The organism is Citrobacter sp. Cb023 (assembly GCF_030336805.1).
Lineage (GTDB): Bacteria > Pseudomonadota > Gammaproteobacteria > Enterobacterales > Enterobacteriaceae > Citrobacter > Citrobacter braakii.
Genome location: NZ_JAOWCV010000016.1, coordinates 1 through 15594, shown reverse-complemented (window position 1 = coordinate 15594; position 15594 = coordinate 1). Strand labels below are relative to the sequence as shown.

Here is a 15594-nt window from a genome sequence, read left to right as displayed (position 1 = left end):
ACAACCTTCATGGTGCAGCCCCTTTGCACGATAGTGCGCATGATAACGCCTTTTAGGGGCAATTTAAAAGTTGGCACAGATTTCGCTTTATATTTTTTACGGCGACACGGCCAATTTTTTGCAGAATTGAAGACTTCGTTACCACGACGACCATGACCAATCCGGGAGAGTAAGTATGTCCGCTGAACACGTTTTGACGATGCTGAACGAACACGAAGTGAAGTTTGTTGATTTACGCTTCACTGATACCAAAGGTAAAGAACAGCACGTCACTATTCCTGCTCATCAGGTAAATGCCGAATTCTTTGAAGAAGGCAAAATGTTTGACGGCTCCTCAATCGGTGGCTGGAAAGGCATTAACGAATCAGACATGGTTCTGATGCCAGATGCGTCTACTGCACTTATCGACCCGTTCTATGAAGAGTCCACCCTGATCATCCGTTGCGATATCCTGGAACCAGGTACGCTGCAGGGCTACGACCGCGACCCGCGCTCCATCGCTAAACGCGCTGAAGAGTATCTGCGTTCTACCGGCATTGCAGACACCGTTCTGTTCGGGCCTGAGCCAGAGTTCTTCCTGTTTGACGACATCCGTTTCGGCGCGTCCATTTCCGGTTCCCACGTGGCTATCGATGACATCGAAGGCGCATGGAACTCCTCCACCAAATACGAAGGTGGTAACAAAGGTCACCGTCCTGGCGTGAAAGGCGGTTACTTCCCAGTTCCTCCGGTAGATTCTTCTCAGGACATCCGTTCTACCATGTGTCTGATCATGGAAGAAATGGGCCTGGTTGTTGAAGCGCATCACCACGAAGTGGCGACCGCAGGTCAGAACGAAATCGCGACCCGCTTTAACACCATGACCAAAAAAGCGGACGAAATTCAGATCTACAAATATGTGGTTCACAACGTCGCTCACCGTTTCGGTAAAACCGCGACCTTTATGCCAAAACCTATGTTTGGCGATAACGGTTCCGGTATGCACTGCCACATGTCCCTGTCCAAGAACGGCGTAAACCTGTTCTCTGGCGACAAATATGCGGGTCTGTCTGAGCAGGCGCTGTTCTACATCGGCGGCGTAATCAAACACGCTAAAGCGATCAACGCGCTGGCTAACCCAACCACCAACTCTTACAAGCGTCTGGTCCCAGGCTACGAAGCGCCGGTAATGCTGGCTTACTCTGCCCGTAACCGTTCTGCTTCTATCCGTATTCCGGTAGTGGCTTCTCCGAAAGCGCGTCGTATCGAAGTGCGTTTCCCGGACCCGGCTGCTAACCCGTACCTGTGCTTCGCAGCACTGCTGATGGCGGGTCTTGACGGTATTAAGAACAAGATCCACCCAGGCGAAGCCATGGACAAAAACCTGTACGACCTGCCGCCGGAAGAAGCGAAAGAGATCCCACAGGTTGCTGGTTCTCTGGAAGAAGCACTGAAAGAACTGGATCTGGACCGTGAGTTCCTGACTGCAGGCGGCGTGTTCACCAATGAAGCGATCGATGCGTACATTACGCTGCGTCGCGAAGAAGATGACCGCGTGCGTATGACTCCGCACCCGGTAGAGTTTGAGCTGTACTACAGCGTTTAATTAGTACCAATACTCCGTAGATTTCTTGTTGCGACCCACGCGGCTGTAGCAAGAAAAATATAGAGTCTTTAAGTTGCCGTGGAACTTTTAGCCCATCCCAGGATGGGCTTTTTTCTCCACTAACAACCTGCTTCCTCGCGCTTTTTTGATGTAAAAAGCTATAATGCACTAAATTGGTGCAACACTTTTCAGGAGACTGCTGAATGGCAACCGGCACGCTGCCCGATGCTGGGCAGATCCTCAATTCTTTAATCAACAGCATCTTACTCGTCGACGATGAGCTGGCGGTACATTACGCCAACCCGGCGGCACAACAGCTGCTCGCCCAAAGCTCCCGCAAACTGTTTGGTACCCCACTTCCCGATCTGTTGAGTTATTTCTCCTTAAACATCGGGCTGATGCGAGAGAGCCTGGAAGCAGGCCAGGGCTTTACGGATAACGAAGTGACGCTGGTGATAGATAGCCACTCACATATCCTCTCTGTGACCGCTCAGAGGCTGCCTGATGGCCTTATCCTGCTGGAGATGGCGCCAATGGATAACCAGCGCCGTCTGAGCCAGGAACAGCTCCAGCACGCCCAGCAGATTGCTGCCCGCGATCTGGTGCGCGGCCTGGCGCACGAAATTAAAAACCCGCTGGGTGGATTACGCGGCGCGGCGCAACTACTCAGTAAAGCGCTTCCGGACCCGGCGCTGACCGAATATACCAAAGTCATTATTGAGCAGGCCGACCGCCTGCGTAATCTGGTCGACCGTCTGCTGGGACCACAACAGCCGGGAATGCACGTCACGGAAAGTATTCACAAAGTGGCGGAGCGCGTGGTGGCGCTGGTCTCGATGGAGCTGCCGGAAAACGTCACGCTGATTCGTGATTACGACCCGAGTCTGCCTGAATTACTGCACGACCCGGACCAGATCGAGCAGGTTTTGCTGAACATCGTGCGCAATGCTTTGCAGGCGCTGGGACCGGAAGGCGGCGAGATTATTCTGCGTACCCGCACCGCGTTTCAGCTCACGCTGCACGGTATGCGTTATCGTCTGGCGGCGCGGATTGATGTTGAGGATAACGGCCCGGGAATTCCCTCGCATTTGCAGGACACGCTGTTCTACCCAATGGTCAGCGGTCGCGAAGGCGGTACCGGCCTTGGATTATCCATCGCCCGTAATTTGATTGATCAACATTCCGGCAAAATTGAATTTACCAGTTGGCCGGGTCATACCGAGTTCTCGGTTTACCTGCCTATCAGGAAATAAAGGTGACGTTTATGCAACGAGGAATAGTCTGGGTAGTTGATGACGATAGTTCCATCCGTTGGGTGCTTGAACGTGCGCTCGCAGGGGCAGGACTAAGCTGCACTACATTTGAGAGTGGTAAAGAGGTACTGGACGCGCTGGCCAGCAAAACGCCGGACGTACTGCTGTCGGATATCCGTATGCCGGGCATGGACGGCCTGACGCTGTTAAAGCAGATCAAACAGCGGCATCCGATGCTTCCGGTCATCATAATGACCGCACACTCCGATCTGGATGCTGCCGTCAGCGCCTACCAGCAAGGGGCGTTTGATTATCTGCCCAAACCTTTTGATATTGATGAAGCCGTGGCGCTGGTCGAACGCGCCATCAGCCATTATCAGGAACAGCAGCAGCCGCGTAATATTCAAATCAACGGCCCAACAACCGACATCATCGGCGAAGCACCGGCAATGCAAGACGTCTTTCGCATTATTGGTCGCCTGTCCCGTTCTTCAATCAGCGTATTGATTAACGGAGAGTCCGGGACCGGTAAAGAGCTGGTCGCCCATGCGTTGCACCGTCATAGTCCGCGCGTCAAAGCACCGTTTATCGCGCTGAACATGGCTGCTATTCCGAAAGATTTGATCGAGTCTGAGCTGTTTGGCCATGAAAAAGGGGCGTTTACCGGGGCAAATACGATTCGTCAGGGGCGCTTTGAACAGGCAGACGGCGGCACGCTGTTCCTCGATGAAATTGGCGATATGCCGCTGGACGTGCAGACACGCTTATTGCGCGTATTAGCCGATGGACAGTTTTACCGCGTTGGCGGTTATGCGCCTGTGAAGGTGGACGTACGTATTATCGCCGCCACGCACCAGAACCTGGAACTGCGGGTGCAGGAAGGCAAATTCCGTGAGGACTTATTCCATCGCCTGAACGTCATCCGGGTGCATCTGCCGCCACTGCGCGAACGTCGGGAAGATATCCCACGCCTGGCGCGTCATTTCCTGCAGGAGGCCGCCCGCGAACTGGGAGTAGAAGCCAAGCAATTACACACTGAAACCGAGGCGGCGCTCACCCGTCTGTCATGGCCGGGAAACGTGCGTCAGCTTGAGAATACCTGTCGCTGGTTAACCGTAATGGCCGCCGGACAGGAAGTACTCATTCAGGACTTACCGAGCGAACTGTTTGAAACCACCGTGCCTGACGCACCGTCCCATATGCAGCCAGACAGTTGGGCAACCCTGTTGGCACAGTGGGCGGATCGGGCATTACGTTCCGGTCATCAAAACCTGCTTTCAGAGGCCCAACCGGAGATGGAGCGCACGCTGCTGACCACCGCGCTACGTCATACCCAGGGGCATAAACAGGAAGCGGCACGGCTGCTCGGTTGGGGCCGTAATACCTTGACGCGAAAGTTAAAAGAACTCGGAATGGAGTGACGATCGGTCACTGTGTAAAGATTGATAATTGAGCGCAAATTGCTGCTATTTTGCGCTTTACTGTTCCGATGAGTTAAGTATGATCGTGCCCGGCAAACGGGGGGAAGTCATCATGCTGGAATCAATGATAAATCTGCTATCGAGCGGTGCGGTTGAAAGCCATACGCCACAAACTGCGGTTGCCGCCGTGCTGTGTGCGGCGCTGGTTGGGCTGTTCAGCTAGCGGGTTTGTCGGGTGGCGCTTCGCTTACCCGACCTACGTATTGAGATTTCGTAGGCCCGGTAAGCGAAGCGCCACCGGGCAACCCGGCTAAATAACGCGCGAGAACTGCTGCAAACGCGCTTTTTGGCGCAGATATGCATCGAAGCACATGCAAATATTACGAATCAGCAGACGCCCCTTCGACGTAACCTGAATCCCCTTCTCATCCACATCCACCAGCCCATCTTTCGCCAGCGGCGCCAGCAGTTTCAGGTCTTCGGCAAAATAGTCAGCGAAGTTCAGACCCCATTGCTGTTCCACGGCGGCATAGTCGAGGCGGAAATTGCAGATCAGGAGCTTAATAACATCCCGACGAATGCAGTCGTCGCGGGTCAGGGCAATTCCGCGCCACAGCGCATTCCCCTGCTCGTCTACCTGCTGGTAATAGTGCTTCAGCTCTTTCTGATTCTGCGCGTAGTTGTCGCCAATCATACTGATGGCCGATACGCCCATCCCCAGCAGATCGGTATCCCCCTGGGTGGTATAGCCCTGGAAATTGCGATGCAAAACGCCCTCGCGTTGAGCAATGGCCAGTTCGTCATCCGGGCGGGCAAAGTGATCCATGCCAATGAACTGATAGCCAGTTTCGGTCAGTGAAGAGATGGTCTCCTGCAGGATATCCAGCTTCTGCTGCGCGCTGGGCAGGTCGGCATCTTTAATCTTGCGCTGGGCAGCAAACAGCGTCGGCAGGTGCGCGTAGTTAAAGACGCTCAGACGGTCTGGATTCAGCTCAGCCACGCGTTTCAGGGTAAAGGCGAAGCTCTCTGGCGTCTGTTTTGGCAGGCCATAAATCAGATCGATATTCGTTGAGGTAAAGCCAATCTCCCGCGCATGATTCAGCAGCGCAAAGATAAACTCCTCATCCTGCTCACGGTTCACCAGGCGCTGGACTTCTTTGTTGAAGTCCTGCACTCCCATGCTCAAACGGTTAAAACCTTCAGCGCGTAAATGATCAAGGACATCCAGCTCGATTTCACGCGGATCCACTTCGATCGAGATTTCGGCATCGTCGTTAAAGTTGAAATTGCCACGCAGCAGTGACATCAAACGGCTGATTTGCGCTTTATTCAGATACGTTGGCGTGCCGCCGCCCCAGTGCAGCTGGCTGACATGGCGTCCGGCGAACAGCGGTGCGCGATGGATAATTTCTTGTTCCAGGGCATCGAGATATTGATCTGCTTTATGCTGCTGGCGAGTCACAATCTTGTTGCAGCCACAGAAGTAGCACAGTTTGTGGCAGAACGGGATGTGAACGTACAGCGAGAGCGGACGCTCAGGATAACGCGCCACGGCCTTTAGAAATGCTTCTGTGCCGTAGTCTTCAGAAAACTCCAGCGCGGTCGGGTACGAGGTATATCGTGGCCCGGAATAGTTATATTTCTGGATCAGGGCCAGGTCCCAGTCTATTAACTGCTCTGACATACTCACTCCTTCCGATGGCGTCTCTGGCGGGTACGGCGTACCGGCTTAACCCCAGTGCGGGTAATAAACCGGTTGCGCAGCCACTTCTGTCGCCGCGACAACCGCTGTAGTTTAACGAATAACCACACCAGATAACATATAACCGGAAGGGTTATAAGCAGGACGGGAAGACCCACGGTGTAAAACCGTTAGTTGCCGCCTTTCAGCAGACGCATCATGTCTTCCTGCTTTTCTTCCTCTTCCTCTTCTTCCTCGTCATCGTAAGAAAGACCCAGCTTTTGCATCAGCTCATCGATGCGGTCCAGCTTGGCATCAACCCAGGTCTGATCTTCCGCGCTCAGGGTTTCTCCTGCTTCAAGACGCTCCAGCAGCGCATCCAGGCGCTCATCCGTTTCCAGTAAATCCAACTCAGCCTGTGGTGAAAGCATAGGTTTCTCACTCTTCGGTTTGTGCTGTTTGGTGACTTTTTCGGTCACGCCCAATGGAATGGGGTTTTTGCTGCCAATACGAGGATCTTTTTGCTTATTTTGGTTTCCGCCACCAGATGCGCCTTCGCTACCGGACGCACGGCTACCCGCCGCATGACCACGGTGTTTTTTCTGGCGCTTACGGTCGCGAGCTTCCTGATTAATTTCTTCGCGTGTTTTACGACGCGTTTTTGCAGGACCTTTACCGCGTGGTGTAGAAGTTGGTTTCATCATGATTCGTCTTTGGCTGTTTTATTCAGTATATAATTGCGCCGGAATCTAGCAGAAATAAAGAAAAAAGGCGACAGAGTAATCTGTCGCCTTTTTTCCTGACTCTCAACCCTTACGGGCTCTACAATCCTTGTTGGCTATCAACACACCCTGTTTTTCCCTTAGCCTGAAACATTCCGTGTTGTTTCCATTTCCTTTTACTAACGTCTCCGGACGTTTGTCTCCCTGACAATCCTGTGTCTTCGCCTCCTGGCGCTCCTGACCCTCATCCTGAGTCGACTATCCTGTCAGCTTCCTCGCTATGGGCGCTACTTTACCGCTTTGGTTTAAACGTACAAGTAACCTGGGTAACAATTTCGGACTTTAAGAATAGTGCCTTATCTTAACTATATGATTTATTTTAGTTACGTCATTTTTTACTCTGTCATCTCGTATAGAAACTATCGGCAATGTCTCACAAAGTGCGAGGTTTTTACTTACATAGCCTACGCGTCGAAAAACCAGCCTTTTGCTGGGGTTCAGGTATAATCGCTGCAAAGCCCTGATTGATGGAGAGGACTGCTTTGACTAACTTGAATTATCAACAGACGCACTTTGTGATGAGTGCGCCTGATATTCGCCACTTACCTTCCGATACCGGTATCGAAGTGGCTTTTGCTGGCCGTTCCAACGCAGGCAAATCCAGTGCGCTAAATACCCTGACGAATCAAAAGAGTCTGGCGCGTACATCTAAAACGCCGGGTCGTACTCAGCTCATCAACTTGTTTGAAGTCGTTGACGGCAAACGCCTGGTCGATTTGCCAGGATACGGTTATGCCGAAGTTCCGGAAGAGATGAAGCGCAAATGGCAGCGCGCGCTGGCTGAATATCTGGAAAAACGTCAGAGCCTGCAAGGTCTGGTGGTATTGATGGATATTCGTCACCCGCTAAAAGACCTCGACCAGCAGATGATCCTGTGGGCGGTTGAGAGCAACGTTCAGGTTCTGGTACTGCTGACTAAAGCAGACAAGCTGGCCAGCGGTGCGCGCAAAGCCCAGTTGAATATGGTACGTGAAGCCGTACTGGCATTTAACGGTGATGTACAGGTAGAAGCATTTTCATCACTGAAAAAACTGGGCGTGGACAAACTTCGGCAGAAGCTGGATAGCTGGTTTAGTGAACTGGCGCCGATTGAAGAGATGCAGGACGGGGAGTAACCCACCGATATGCCGGATAGCGCCGCTGCGCGTCTTATCCGGCCTACAGCCTGTACGAAACTTTTCTTTCGCACAATAAAAAACGCCCCAGTCATTACTGACTGGGGCGGCTAAAATATTCAGCCAAATCCGATTACGTGAAGTAAAAGGTCTGAAAGATAGAACATCTTACCTCTGTACCCTACGTGAATAACTTTACTCTTTTTTGAGCAGCTCAGAAAGCACTTTTTGTAATTTTTTTTCATTCCTTACATAGGGAATTCTAATGGACATCACAAAAAGTTCTATCTTATGTTGCTTAGTTACGAAAAAGGGGCGTTATTCAGTAAACCCTTAGTGCGCCTGATCCCAGTTTTCGCCACTACCGACTTCCACCAGCAACGGCACATCAATCTGGGTCTCGTTTTCCATCAGTTGATGGATCTTTTTAGAGACGCTTTCGAGATCATCTTTATGCACTTCAAACACCAGTTCATCGTGTACCTGCATGATCATGCGCACACGTGGTTGCTCGGTTTGCAGCCACCCGTCCACCGCAATCATGGCTCGTTTGATAATGTCTGCGGCAGTACCCTGCATCGGGGCGTTAATTGCCGCGCGCTCTGCACCAGCGCGACGAGCGCCATTACTGGATTTAATATCCGGTAAATAGAGACGACGCCCTTCCAGCGTTTCGACATAACCTTGCTCTTTTGCCTGTGCACGGGTGCGTTCCATATATTCCAGCACGCCAGGGTAGCGTTCGAAGTAGAGGTCCATGTACTTCTGTGCTTCTTTACGTGGAATATTCAACTGGCGCGCCAAACCAAAGGCACTCATCCCGTAGATCAGACCGAAGTTGATGGCTTTCGCGCTGCGGCGTTGTTCACCAGTCACGGAATCCAGCGGTAAGCCAAAGACTTCCGCCGCCGTTGCGCGGTGAATATCTTTCCCTTCGGCAAATGCGGTAAGCAGACCTTTATCACGCGAGAGATGCGCCATGATACGCAGTTCAATCTGTGAGTAGTCTGCAGAGACAATCACGTAGTCTTCTGGCGCAATAAACGCCTGACGAATACGACGACCTTCGTCATTACGTACCGGGATGTTCTGCAGGTTTGGATCCGTGGATGACAAGCGCCCGGTAGCGGTCACCGCCTGGTGATAGGAGGTGTGAACGCGCCCGGTTTTCTTGTTAATCATCAACGGAAGCTTATCCGTATAGGTCGACTTCAGTTTTGCTAAGCCGCGATATTCCAGGATCACTTTCGGCAATGGGTAATCGAGCGCGAGCTCTTCCAGTACCTCTTCCGACGTTGATGGCGCGCCGCCAGGGGTTTTCTTCAGCGGCTTAATACCCTGCTTTTCAAACAGGATAGTTTGCAGTTGCTTGGTGGAAGAGAGGTTAAACGCTTCTCCGGCGATCTCGTGCGCTTTTTGCTCCAGCTCGTTCAAACGCAGCGTCAGCTCTTCTGAATGTTTGTGCAGAACAGCCGGATCGATTTTCACACCGTTGCGCTCAACGCGAGACAAAACAGGAACCAGCGGCATATCGATATTTTCAAAGACGTTCAGCGGTCCTTTATGCTGCTGCAATTCTGGCCACATTTTGAGATGGAGCTGTAGCGTAACGTCGGCGTCTTCCGCAGCGTAACGTCCGGCTTCTTCCAGCGCTATCTGGTTAAAGGTCAGCTGGTTTTTGCCCTTTCCGGCGATCTCTTCAAAGGTAATGGTTTTATGTTTCAGCCAGCGGTCCGACAGGCTGTCCATATCGTGTCGGCCAGCGACGCTGTTAAGAATGTAGGATTCGAGCATGGTGTCATAGGTGATGCCACGCAGTTCAATGCCATAGTTCGCCAGGATACCGCGATCGTACTTCAGGTTTTGCCCGACTTTATGCGCGTTCTCATCTTCCAGCAGCGGCTTCAGCAATGCCAGCGCGCGGTCGCGAGCGATCTGATCGGGGGCGTCCAGGTAATCGTGGGCAACAGGAACATATGCAGCCACACCCGGTTCAATGGCAAAAGACAGGCCAACCAGATTCGCAGAGATGTTGTCCAGGCTGTCAGTTTCAGTATCGAAGGCAAAGACAGGCGCTTTTTTCAGCTTCGCAATCCACTCTTCCAGCGTCGCTTCATCCAGAATTGTCACATAGTTATCATACGAGAGAACCGTGGCCGGCCCCTCAGGCGTTTCATCGACGGCGATAGTTTCCTGTGGTTTTGCCGCCGGCTTCGTTCCTTTCGCCTGTAGCCATTTACCCGCTTCAACGTCAGTAACCCAACGCTTGAATTCGTACTGTTTAAACAGGCCAAGCAGTTCATCCGCTGCCGGCTGACGTACTTCCAACTGCTCGCAGGTCAACTCCAGTTCAACATCCGTTTTAATGGTAGCTAATTGATAAGAGAGGTACGCTACCTCTTTATTCTGCTCAAGCTTGCCCGCCATAGTTTTCGCACCACGGAAAGTCAGCCCCGCGATTTTGTCTGATTCAGCATAGAGGGTATCCAGCCCCCCCAACCCCTGCAGCAGAGCCTGCGCGGTTTTTTCACCTACGCCAGGAACGCCTGGGATGTTATCTGAGGAATCCCCCATCAGCGCCAGGAAATCGATGATCAGTTCTGGTGGAACACCATATTTATTCACCACTTCATCCGGGCCGAGGATCGTATTGGTCATGGTGTTGATCAGGGTGATATTCGGCGTCACCAACTGAGCCATATCTTTATCACCGGTACTAATCAACACCGGACGACCCGCCTTCTCTGCTTCTCGCGCCAGCGTACCGATGACATCGTCTGCTTCCACGCCCGAAACGGCCAGCAGTGGCAACCCCATCGCTTTTACCATCGCATGCAGAGGCTCAATCTGCGCACGCAGATCGTCCGGCATGGGTGGGCGGTGTGACTTGTAGTGTTCGAATAACTCATCACGGAAGGTTTTACCCTTAGCGTCGAATACCACCGCAGCATGGGTCGGCTGATATTGCAGAATCAAGCTACGCAGCATGTTGAGGACACCATACATCGCGCCAGTAGGTTCTCCTGCACTGTTAGTCAGCGGCGGGAACGCATGGTATGCGCGATACAGGTAAGAGGAGCCATCTACAAGGATAAGTGGGTTTTCTGGGATCTGAACCATAATGTCCGTGCCTGTTTATCAGATTATGGGTAAAGGATGCCACAGACAGGATGAAAACATGAGTTTTTCGCCGCATTTGTCGAAAAACTTTTGTAGATCTTCTGCTTTGCTCGCAAAGAAGACTGTGGATAACTTTGTGAATAAATAATTTTCAGCTCTTTAAATATAGCAATGAAATTAACACGTCATTTTATTTATATATATATTTCAGAAACTTAAATAAATGCGTAGCATTTTATTCCATTTATACAGCTTATATCCTGATGTGGATAGATCTTCCCTTTTTTTCTATTCAGGGAAGATCCATCATTTGGTTCGTTTTCTGATAAAATCAGCCCCTTGCGCCTCTTTAGCGCACTATCTATGGCTAACCTTTTGAATAATTTAATTATGACGAGAATACTCGCTGCGATAACGCTGTTGCTGAGTATCGTATTGACCATATTGGTCACGATTTTTTGTTCTGTGCCGATCATCCTTGCCGGGGTTGTAAAACTCCTTTTGCCCGTTCCCGTTGTCTGGCGCAAGGTTTCTGTCTTCTGTAATTTCATGATGTACTGCTGGTGTGAAGGTCTGGCGCTACTGCTACACCTCAATCCGCGACTGAAGTGGGATGTCGAGGGACTGGAAGGTCTTAGCAAGAAAAACTGGTATCTGCTCATTTGTAACCATTACAGCTGGGCTGACATCGTTGTGCTTTGCGTGCTGTTCCGTAAGCACATCCCCATGAATAAATATTTCCTCAAGCAACAACTGGCCTGGGTGCCCTTTATTGGCTTGGCCTGCTGGGCGCTGGATATGCCGTTTATGAAACGCTATTCGCGTGGCTACCTGCTCCGTCATCCAGAACGGCGCGGTAAAGATGTCGAAACAACGCGTCGTTCCTGCGAGAAGTTTCGCGTACACCCGACAACTATTGTGAATTTTGTCGAAGGTTCACGCTTTACCAAAGAGAAACGTGAGCAAACCCGCTCTCCTTATCAAAACTTGCTCCCTCCAAAGGCGGCCGGTATTGCGATGGCATTGAACGTACTGGGGTCACAGTTCGATAAAATGTTGAACGTCACGTTGTGCTATCCGGAAAATAGCAGCCGACCGTTCTACGATATGCTGAGCGGTAAGCTAACGCGTATTGTCGTGCGGATAAATCTGGAGCCAATTCATGAAGGGTTGCACGGTGATTACGTGAACGATAAGGGATTCAAGCGTCGGTTTCAGCTATGGCTTAATACGCTGTGGAGTGAGAAAGACGCGCAGCTCGACGCGATTAAAGCCTCAAATGAAAAAGCCGGTCAGCACAAGTGACCGGCTTTTGCTTTTACTTCTGACCAACCAGATACTTCACGGTATCCGCATACTGTTGTACAAAGATATCCATGCTGCTGGTATCCATGCCCTGCGGATTTACCTGATATTTGCCATTCACGAACATTGCCGGAACGCCCTGCAGCTGTAAATCAGCCGCCGCTTTTTCCTGCTGCGCCACGAGTGATTTCACCACGAAGCTGTTCCATGCCGCATCATAGTCTTCACCTTTAATACCCGCGTCGACAAACACTTTACGGATATCAGCTACAGACTGAACGGTCTGGGTTTTCTGAACACCTTCAAACAACGGAACGGTTACTTGATCTTCAACGCCCAGCGCCATAGCAACGGCCCAAGCTTGCGTCAGATCTTTGCCCAACGGCCCCAGAAACTCGACGTGGTACTTAGTCATCTTGGTGCCTTCCGGCAGTTTTTTCTTCACGTTATCAGAGACGTGAAGAACTTCTTCAAACTGATAGCAGTGCGGGCAGTAGAAGGAGAAGAACTCCAACACTTGCGGTTCACCCGCAACAGGCTTTTCCAGAGTGATGTATTGTTTGCCATCCTGGAACTGCGCTGCAGATGCGCTAAAAGCTAAAACCATACCAGCCAGCGCCAGCCATAATTTTTTCATGTTCAAATTTCTCCGATTAATACATTGGCGTTAATTGTAAGGGGGGCTCTTGCAGAATTTTTGCCTGCTCAATAAAGGTCGCGGTCTGACGATGCCAGTAATCTTCCCCGGTTAACCACGGGAAGTTTTTTGGAAACGCAGGGTCAGCCCAACGTCGAATTAGCCAGGCAAGATAATAAACTAAACGCATAGCGCGTAAAGGTTCTATCAGTCCGATTTCAGAGGTGTCGAACTCACTAAACTCTTCATAAGCCTCGATAATGGTTTCAAGCTGCATGCGTTGTTCAGCTTTATCGCCATTGAGGAGCATCCATAAATCCTGAACAGCCGGGCCATTGCGGGCATCATCTAAATCGACAAACATCGGACCATCGCGCCACAGAATATTACCGGCATGACAATCACCGTGCAGACGTAACGTGGTAAAACGTGCATGCCAGCGTTCGGTAACGACCGCGATAAGCGCATCCGTTGCCTTCAGGAAAGCCGCTTTTTGCCCTGATGGGATCAACTGTGCGTGTTCAAAAAGCTTACGCGGCTCAGTCAGGTATTCTTCAAGGCCAATCGTCGGGCGAAAGGCAAAAGTACGCTTGCATCCGGTCTGATGCATACGCCCCAGATAGCGCCCCACCGCCTCCATCTGATCGATATTGTCGGCCTCAAACTGCCGTCCGCCGACACTGGGGAAGATCGCATAATGGAAACCCTGATGGCTTAACAGCGTTTGGCCGCTTAGTACCAGCGGTGCAGCTACCGGGACTTCATCGCTTACCAGTTCCAGAGCAAACTGGTGCTCTTCCTGGATCTGCTCGACAGACCAACGTTCAGGGCGATAAAACTTAACGACAAAGCGTCGACGGTCTTCGTCCTGGAATTGATAGACACGGTTTTCATAGCTGTTAAGCGGGGTAAGCCCGGAGTCCACCCGGATCCCCTGCTCAAACAGTGCATCCATGATGGTATCCGGGTGTAGCGTCTGGAAATTAAAAGCGTTGTCGTTCATCCCATCATCCGGAAAATACTACGAATGATTCAGGATATCATTTCGCAGCGCTTTCGGTGGTGGCGATTACAAGCTTTTACTCTTTAATTACGCCACGTGCGCGGAGTAGTGCGGTTTTAAAATCTTCTTCATAATCTTTCTGAATACCTGGGATGACGGCGTCTTTCGCCGAGTCACGCATTTTCAGGTGATAGATCAGAATGTCATCAGTTAAATCCGCCAGTTCGCCGTCAAAACCTGACTCTTGCGCCAGTTTCTGTAAAAATTGCATCAGGTTAAGATCGGGTTCCTTCTGCCAGGCCGGCTGGAGGAGTTCAATAACTTCATTCAGACGTTTACATTTCATGGTTGTGCTCCTTAGGCTCAATACAGATACGTTAGCAGGGTCAATCCCACATTAAAAGAGGCGATATCAGTGATTCTGGATAGTGCAATAACAGGGGTTGTGCTGGCAGGCGGTAAGGCCAGACGGATGGGCGGAACCGATAAAGGTCTGCTTGAGCTGGATGGTAAACCTCTTTGGCGGCATGTGGCCGATACCCTCGCTTTACAGGTCGAAACCGTGGTGGTTAATGCCAATCGCCACCGGGATATTTACCAACAAAGCGGCCTGAAAGTTATCCCTGATTCATTGGCCGATTTCCCTGGCCCACTGGCCGGGATGCTATCGGTATTCCTGCAGCAAGCGGGGGAGTGGTTTCTGTTCTGCCCGTGCGATATGCCCTATATTCCTCACGATCTGGTCAAACGTTTGAAGGAACAGCGCAAAGCTGCACCGGTTGTCTGGGTGCATGATGGCGAAAGAGATCATCCGACCATTGCGCTAATGCACCGCACCATGCAACCCTTGCTACAGGATTATCTTCAGTCCGGTGAAAGACGCGTTATGGTCTTTATGCGCCAGGCTGGCGGTCATGCTGTCGATTTCAGCGATCATAAAGATGCGTTCGTGAACGTGAACACCCCTGAAGAACTTGCAAAATGGCAGGACAAATCATGATCCCATTACTCGCTATAGCAGCATGGAGCGGAACGGGAAAAACTACGCTGCTTAAAAAATTGATCCCGGAGCTACGTGCCAGAGGCATTCGTCCCGGATTGATTAAGCATACTCATCACAATATGGATGTTGATAAGCCCGGCAAAGATAGCTATGAGCTACGCAAAGCCGGTGCAGCACAAACCCTGGTCGCCAGCCAGCAGCGCTGGGCATTAATGGTAGAGACCCCGGAAGAGCCCGAACTGGATTTAGCGTACCTGGTAAGCAGGATGGATGCTTCTACACTGGATATGGTGTTGGTTGAAGGCTTTAAGCATGAACCTGTTGCTAAGATCGTTCTTTTTCGCGACGGTTGCGGGCACAGTCCAGAGGACCTGGCGTTAGACAACTATGTTATCGCGGTTGCCAGTGATATTCCGCTTGCGGTGGATGTTCCATTGTTAGATATCAACGATATACAGCAAGTTGCCGATTTTGTTACGCAATGGATAAGAAGATAGCTGCTGTGTCGTGATACGCTTTTGTAGGCCGGATCAGGCGGGAGGTCACATCCGGCAGTTTTCATTCCCTGCAGACGCAAAAAAGCCCATCCGGCAGGATGGGCTTCTTCACTTATTTGATGCCTGGCAGTTCCCTACTCTCGCATGGGGAGACCCCACACTACCATCGGCGCTACGGCGTTTCACTTCTGA

At 51.2% G+C, this 15594-nt stretch carries 16 protein-coding genes and 1 pseudogene; 8 read left to right on the top strand and 9 right to left on the bottom strand.

Features of this window, described 5'->3' with window-relative positions; genetic code table 11:
- Positions 1-175 precede the first annotated feature (175 nt).
- The 4 genes from glnA (at position 176) to OGW44_RS00145 (ending at position 4482) form a co-directional block, all read left to right on the top strand.
- Complete coding sequence (gene glnA / locus OGW44_RS00160) at positions 176-1585, top strand: glutamate--ammonia ligase (RefSeq protein WP_003028638.1); 1410 nt, start codon at positions 176-178, stop codon at positions 1583-1585.
- A 203-nt stretch (positions 1586-1788) separates the two neighbouring features.
- Positions 1789-2838: a nitrogen regulation protein NR(II) gene (gene glnL, locus OGW44_RS00155; RefSeq protein WP_016155163.1), complete on the top strand. Its 1050-nt coding sequence runs from the start codon at positions 1789-1791 to the stop codon at positions 2836-2838.
- 11 nt (positions 2839-2849) lie between these two features.
- Positions 2850-4259 (top strand): nitrogen regulation protein NR(I), encoded by a 1410-nt coding sequence (gene glnG / locus OGW44_RS00150; protein WP_185655063.1) that lies wholly within the window; start codon positions 2850-2852, stop codon positions 4257-4259.
- Between the two features lie 112 nt (positions 4260-4371).
- Positions 4372-4482, top strand: coding sequence for a YshB family small membrane protein (locus OGW44_RS00145; RefSeq protein WP_003028631.1), 111 nt, complete (start codon positions 4372-4374; stop codon positions 4480-4482).
- A gap of 87 nt (positions 4483-4569) precedes the next feature.
- Here the strand turns inward: OGW44_RS00145 and hemN are convergent, their stop codons facing one another.
- From hemN to OGW44_RS00130, 3 genes and pseudogenes are all read right to left on the bottom strand, one after another.
- A complete protein-coding gene (gene hemN, locus OGW44_RS00140; protein ID WP_080861134.1) occupies positions 4570-5943 on the bottom strand; it encodes an oxygen-independent coproporphyrinogen III oxidase in 1374 nt (457 codons plus the stop codon).
- A gap of 188 nt (positions 5944-6131) precedes the next feature.
- Positions 6132-6641, bottom strand: coding sequence for a Der GTPase-activating protein YihI (gene yihI, locus OGW44_RS00135; protein WP_249117601.1), 510 nt, complete (start codon positions 6639-6641; stop codon positions 6132-6134).
- A 105-nt stretch (positions 6642-6746) separates the two neighbouring features.
- Positions 6747-6995: pseudogene (locus tag OGW44_RS00130) on the bottom strand (hypothetical protein).
- Between the two features lie 209 nt (positions 6996-7204).
- Between OGW44_RS00130 and yihA the strand changes: the two are divergent.
- Positions 7205-7837 carry a ribosome biogenesis GTP-binding protein YihA/YsxC gene (yihA, locus tag OGW44_RS00125; protein WP_005121851.1) on the top strand — a complete coding sequence of 211 codons (633 nt, stop codon included), beginning with the start codon at positions 7205-7207 and terminating at the stop codon, positions 7835-7837.
- Positions 7838-7956: 119 nt separating this feature from the next.
- Here yihA and spfP read toward each other — a convergent pair whose 3' ends face one another.
- The 3 genes from spfP to OGW44_RS00115 all read right to left on the bottom strand — a co-directional run bounded on the left by spfP (position 7957) and on the right by OGW44_RS00115 (position 11508).
- Complete coding sequence (gene spfP / locus OGW44_RS25720; RefSeq protein ID WP_071892919.1) at positions 7957-8004, bottom strand: small protein SpfP; 48 nt, start codon at positions 8002-8004, stop codon at positions 7957-7959.
- A gap of 166 nt (positions 8005-8170) precedes the next feature.
- Positions 8171-10957, bottom strand: a complete 2787-nt coding sequence (gene polA, locus OGW44_RS00120) for a DNA polymerase I (RefSeq protein ID WP_181546580.1) — start codon at positions 10955-10957, stop codon at positions 8171-8173.
- 215 nt (positions 10958-11172) lie between these two features.
- Entirely contained in the window at positions 11173-11508 is a 336-nt protein-coding gene (locus OGW44_RS00115) for a hypothetical protein (protein WP_260490301.1), read from the bottom strand.
- On the opposite strand from OGW44_RS00115, the gene yihG reads away from it, so the two are divergent.
- Positions 11393-12262: a 1-acylglycerol-3-phosphate O-acyltransferase, YihG family gene (gene yihG, locus OGW44_RS00110; RefSeq protein ID WP_260490299.1), complete on the top strand. Its 870-nt coding sequence runs from the start codon at positions 11393-11395 to the stop codon at positions 12260-12262. The genes OGW44_RS00115 and yihG overlap by 116 nt on opposite strands.
- Before the next feature lie 13 nt (positions 12263-12275).
- On the opposite strand, the gene dsbA is transcribed toward yihG, so the two are convergent.
- The 3 genes from dsbA to OGW44_RS00095 all read right to left on the bottom strand — a co-directional run bounded on the left by dsbA (position 12276) and on the right by OGW44_RS00095 (position 14248).
- Positions 12276-12899 (bottom strand): thiol:disulfide interchange protein DsbA, encoded by a 624-nt coding sequence (dsbA, locus tag OGW44_RS00105; protein WP_016155156.1) that lies wholly within the window; start codon positions 12897-12899, stop codon positions 12276-12278.
- A 16-nt stretch (positions 12900-12915) separates the two neighbouring features.
- On the bottom strand, positions 12916-13902 hold the full coding sequence (locus OGW44_RS00100) for a serine/threonine protein kinase (RefSeq protein WP_016155155.1): 987 nt from the start codon (positions 13900-13902) through the stop codon (positions 12916-12918).
- Between the two features lie 76 nt (positions 13903-13978).
- The gene (locus OGW44_RS00095) at positions 13979-14248 is read right to left on the bottom strand and encodes a YihD family protein (protein ID WP_003028616.1); all 270 of its coding nucleotides are present in this window, start codon (positions 14246-14248) and stop codon (positions 13979-13981) included.
- Between the two features lie 69 nt (positions 14249-14317).
- Between OGW44_RS00095 and mobA the strand changes: the two genes are divergently transcribed.
- Both mobA and mobB read left to right on the top strand, forming a co-directional pair.
- Positions 14318-14902 (top strand): molybdenum cofactor guanylyltransferase MobA, encoded by a 585-nt coding sequence (gene mobA / locus OGW44_RS00090; RefSeq protein WP_016157861.1) that lies wholly within the window; start codon positions 14318-14320, stop codon positions 14900-14902.
- Positions 14884-15402 (top strand): molybdopterin-guanine dinucleotide biosynthesis protein MobB, encoded by a 519-nt coding sequence (gene mobB / locus OGW44_RS00085; RefSeq protein WP_029139699.1) that lies wholly within the window; start codon positions 14884-14886, stop codon positions 15400-15402. The genes mobA and mobB overlap by 19 nt, the downstream gene beginning before the upstream one ends.
- Positions 15403-15594: the final 192 nt, after the last annotated feature.

What these genes read in the sequence shown, in the direction of transcription:
- OGW44_RS00100 (WP_016155155.1), bottom strand. Translation starts at nt 13,902, where the DNA reads ATGAACGACAACGCTTTTAATTTCCAGACGCTACACCCGGATACCATC.
- OGW44_RS00145 (WP_003028631.1), top strand. Translation starts at nt 4,372, where the DNA reads ATGCTGGAATCAATGATAAATCTGCTATCGAGCGGTGCGGTTGAAAGC.
- hemN (WP_080861134.1), bottom strand. Translation starts at nt 5,943, where the DNA reads ATGTCAGAGCAGTTAATAGACTGGGACCTGGCCCTGATCCAGAAATAT.
- polA (WP_181546580.1), bottom strand. Translation starts at nt 10,957, where the DNA reads ATGGTTCAGATCCCAGAAAACCCACTTATCCTTGTAGATGGCTCCTCT.
- glnL (WP_016155163.1), top strand. Translation starts at nt 1,789, where the DNA reads ATGGCAACCGGCACGCTGCCCGATGCTGGGCAGATCCTCAATTCTTTA.
- yihI (WP_249117601.1), bottom strand. Translation starts at nt 6,641, where the DNA reads ATGAAACCAACTTCTACACCACGCGGTAAAGGTCCTGCAAAAACGCGT.
- OGW44_RS00095 (WP_003028616.1), bottom strand. Translation starts at nt 14,248, where the DNA reads ATGAAATGTAAACGTCTGAATGAAGTTATTGAACTCCTCCAGCCGGCC.
- OGW44_RS00115 (WP_260490301.1), bottom strand. Translation starts at nt 11,508, where the DNA reads ATGAAATTACAGAAGACAGAAACCTTGCGCCAGACAACGGGAACGGGC.
- dsbA (WP_016155156.1), bottom strand. Translation starts at nt 12,899, where the DNA reads ATGAAAAAATTATGGCTGGCGCTGGCTGGTATGGTTTTAGCTTTTAGC.
- glnG (WP_185655063.1), top strand. Translation starts at nt 2,850, where the DNA reads ATGCAACGAGGAATAGTCTGGGTAGTTGATGACGATAGTTCCATCCGT.
- mobB (WP_029139699.1), top strand. Translation starts at nt 14,884, where the DNA reads ATGGCAGGACAAATCATGATCCCATTACTCGCTATAGCAGCATGGAGC.
- glnA (WP_003028638.1), top strand. Translation starts at nt 176, where the DNA reads ATGTCCGCTGAACACGTTTTGACGATGCTGAACGAACACGAAGTGAAG.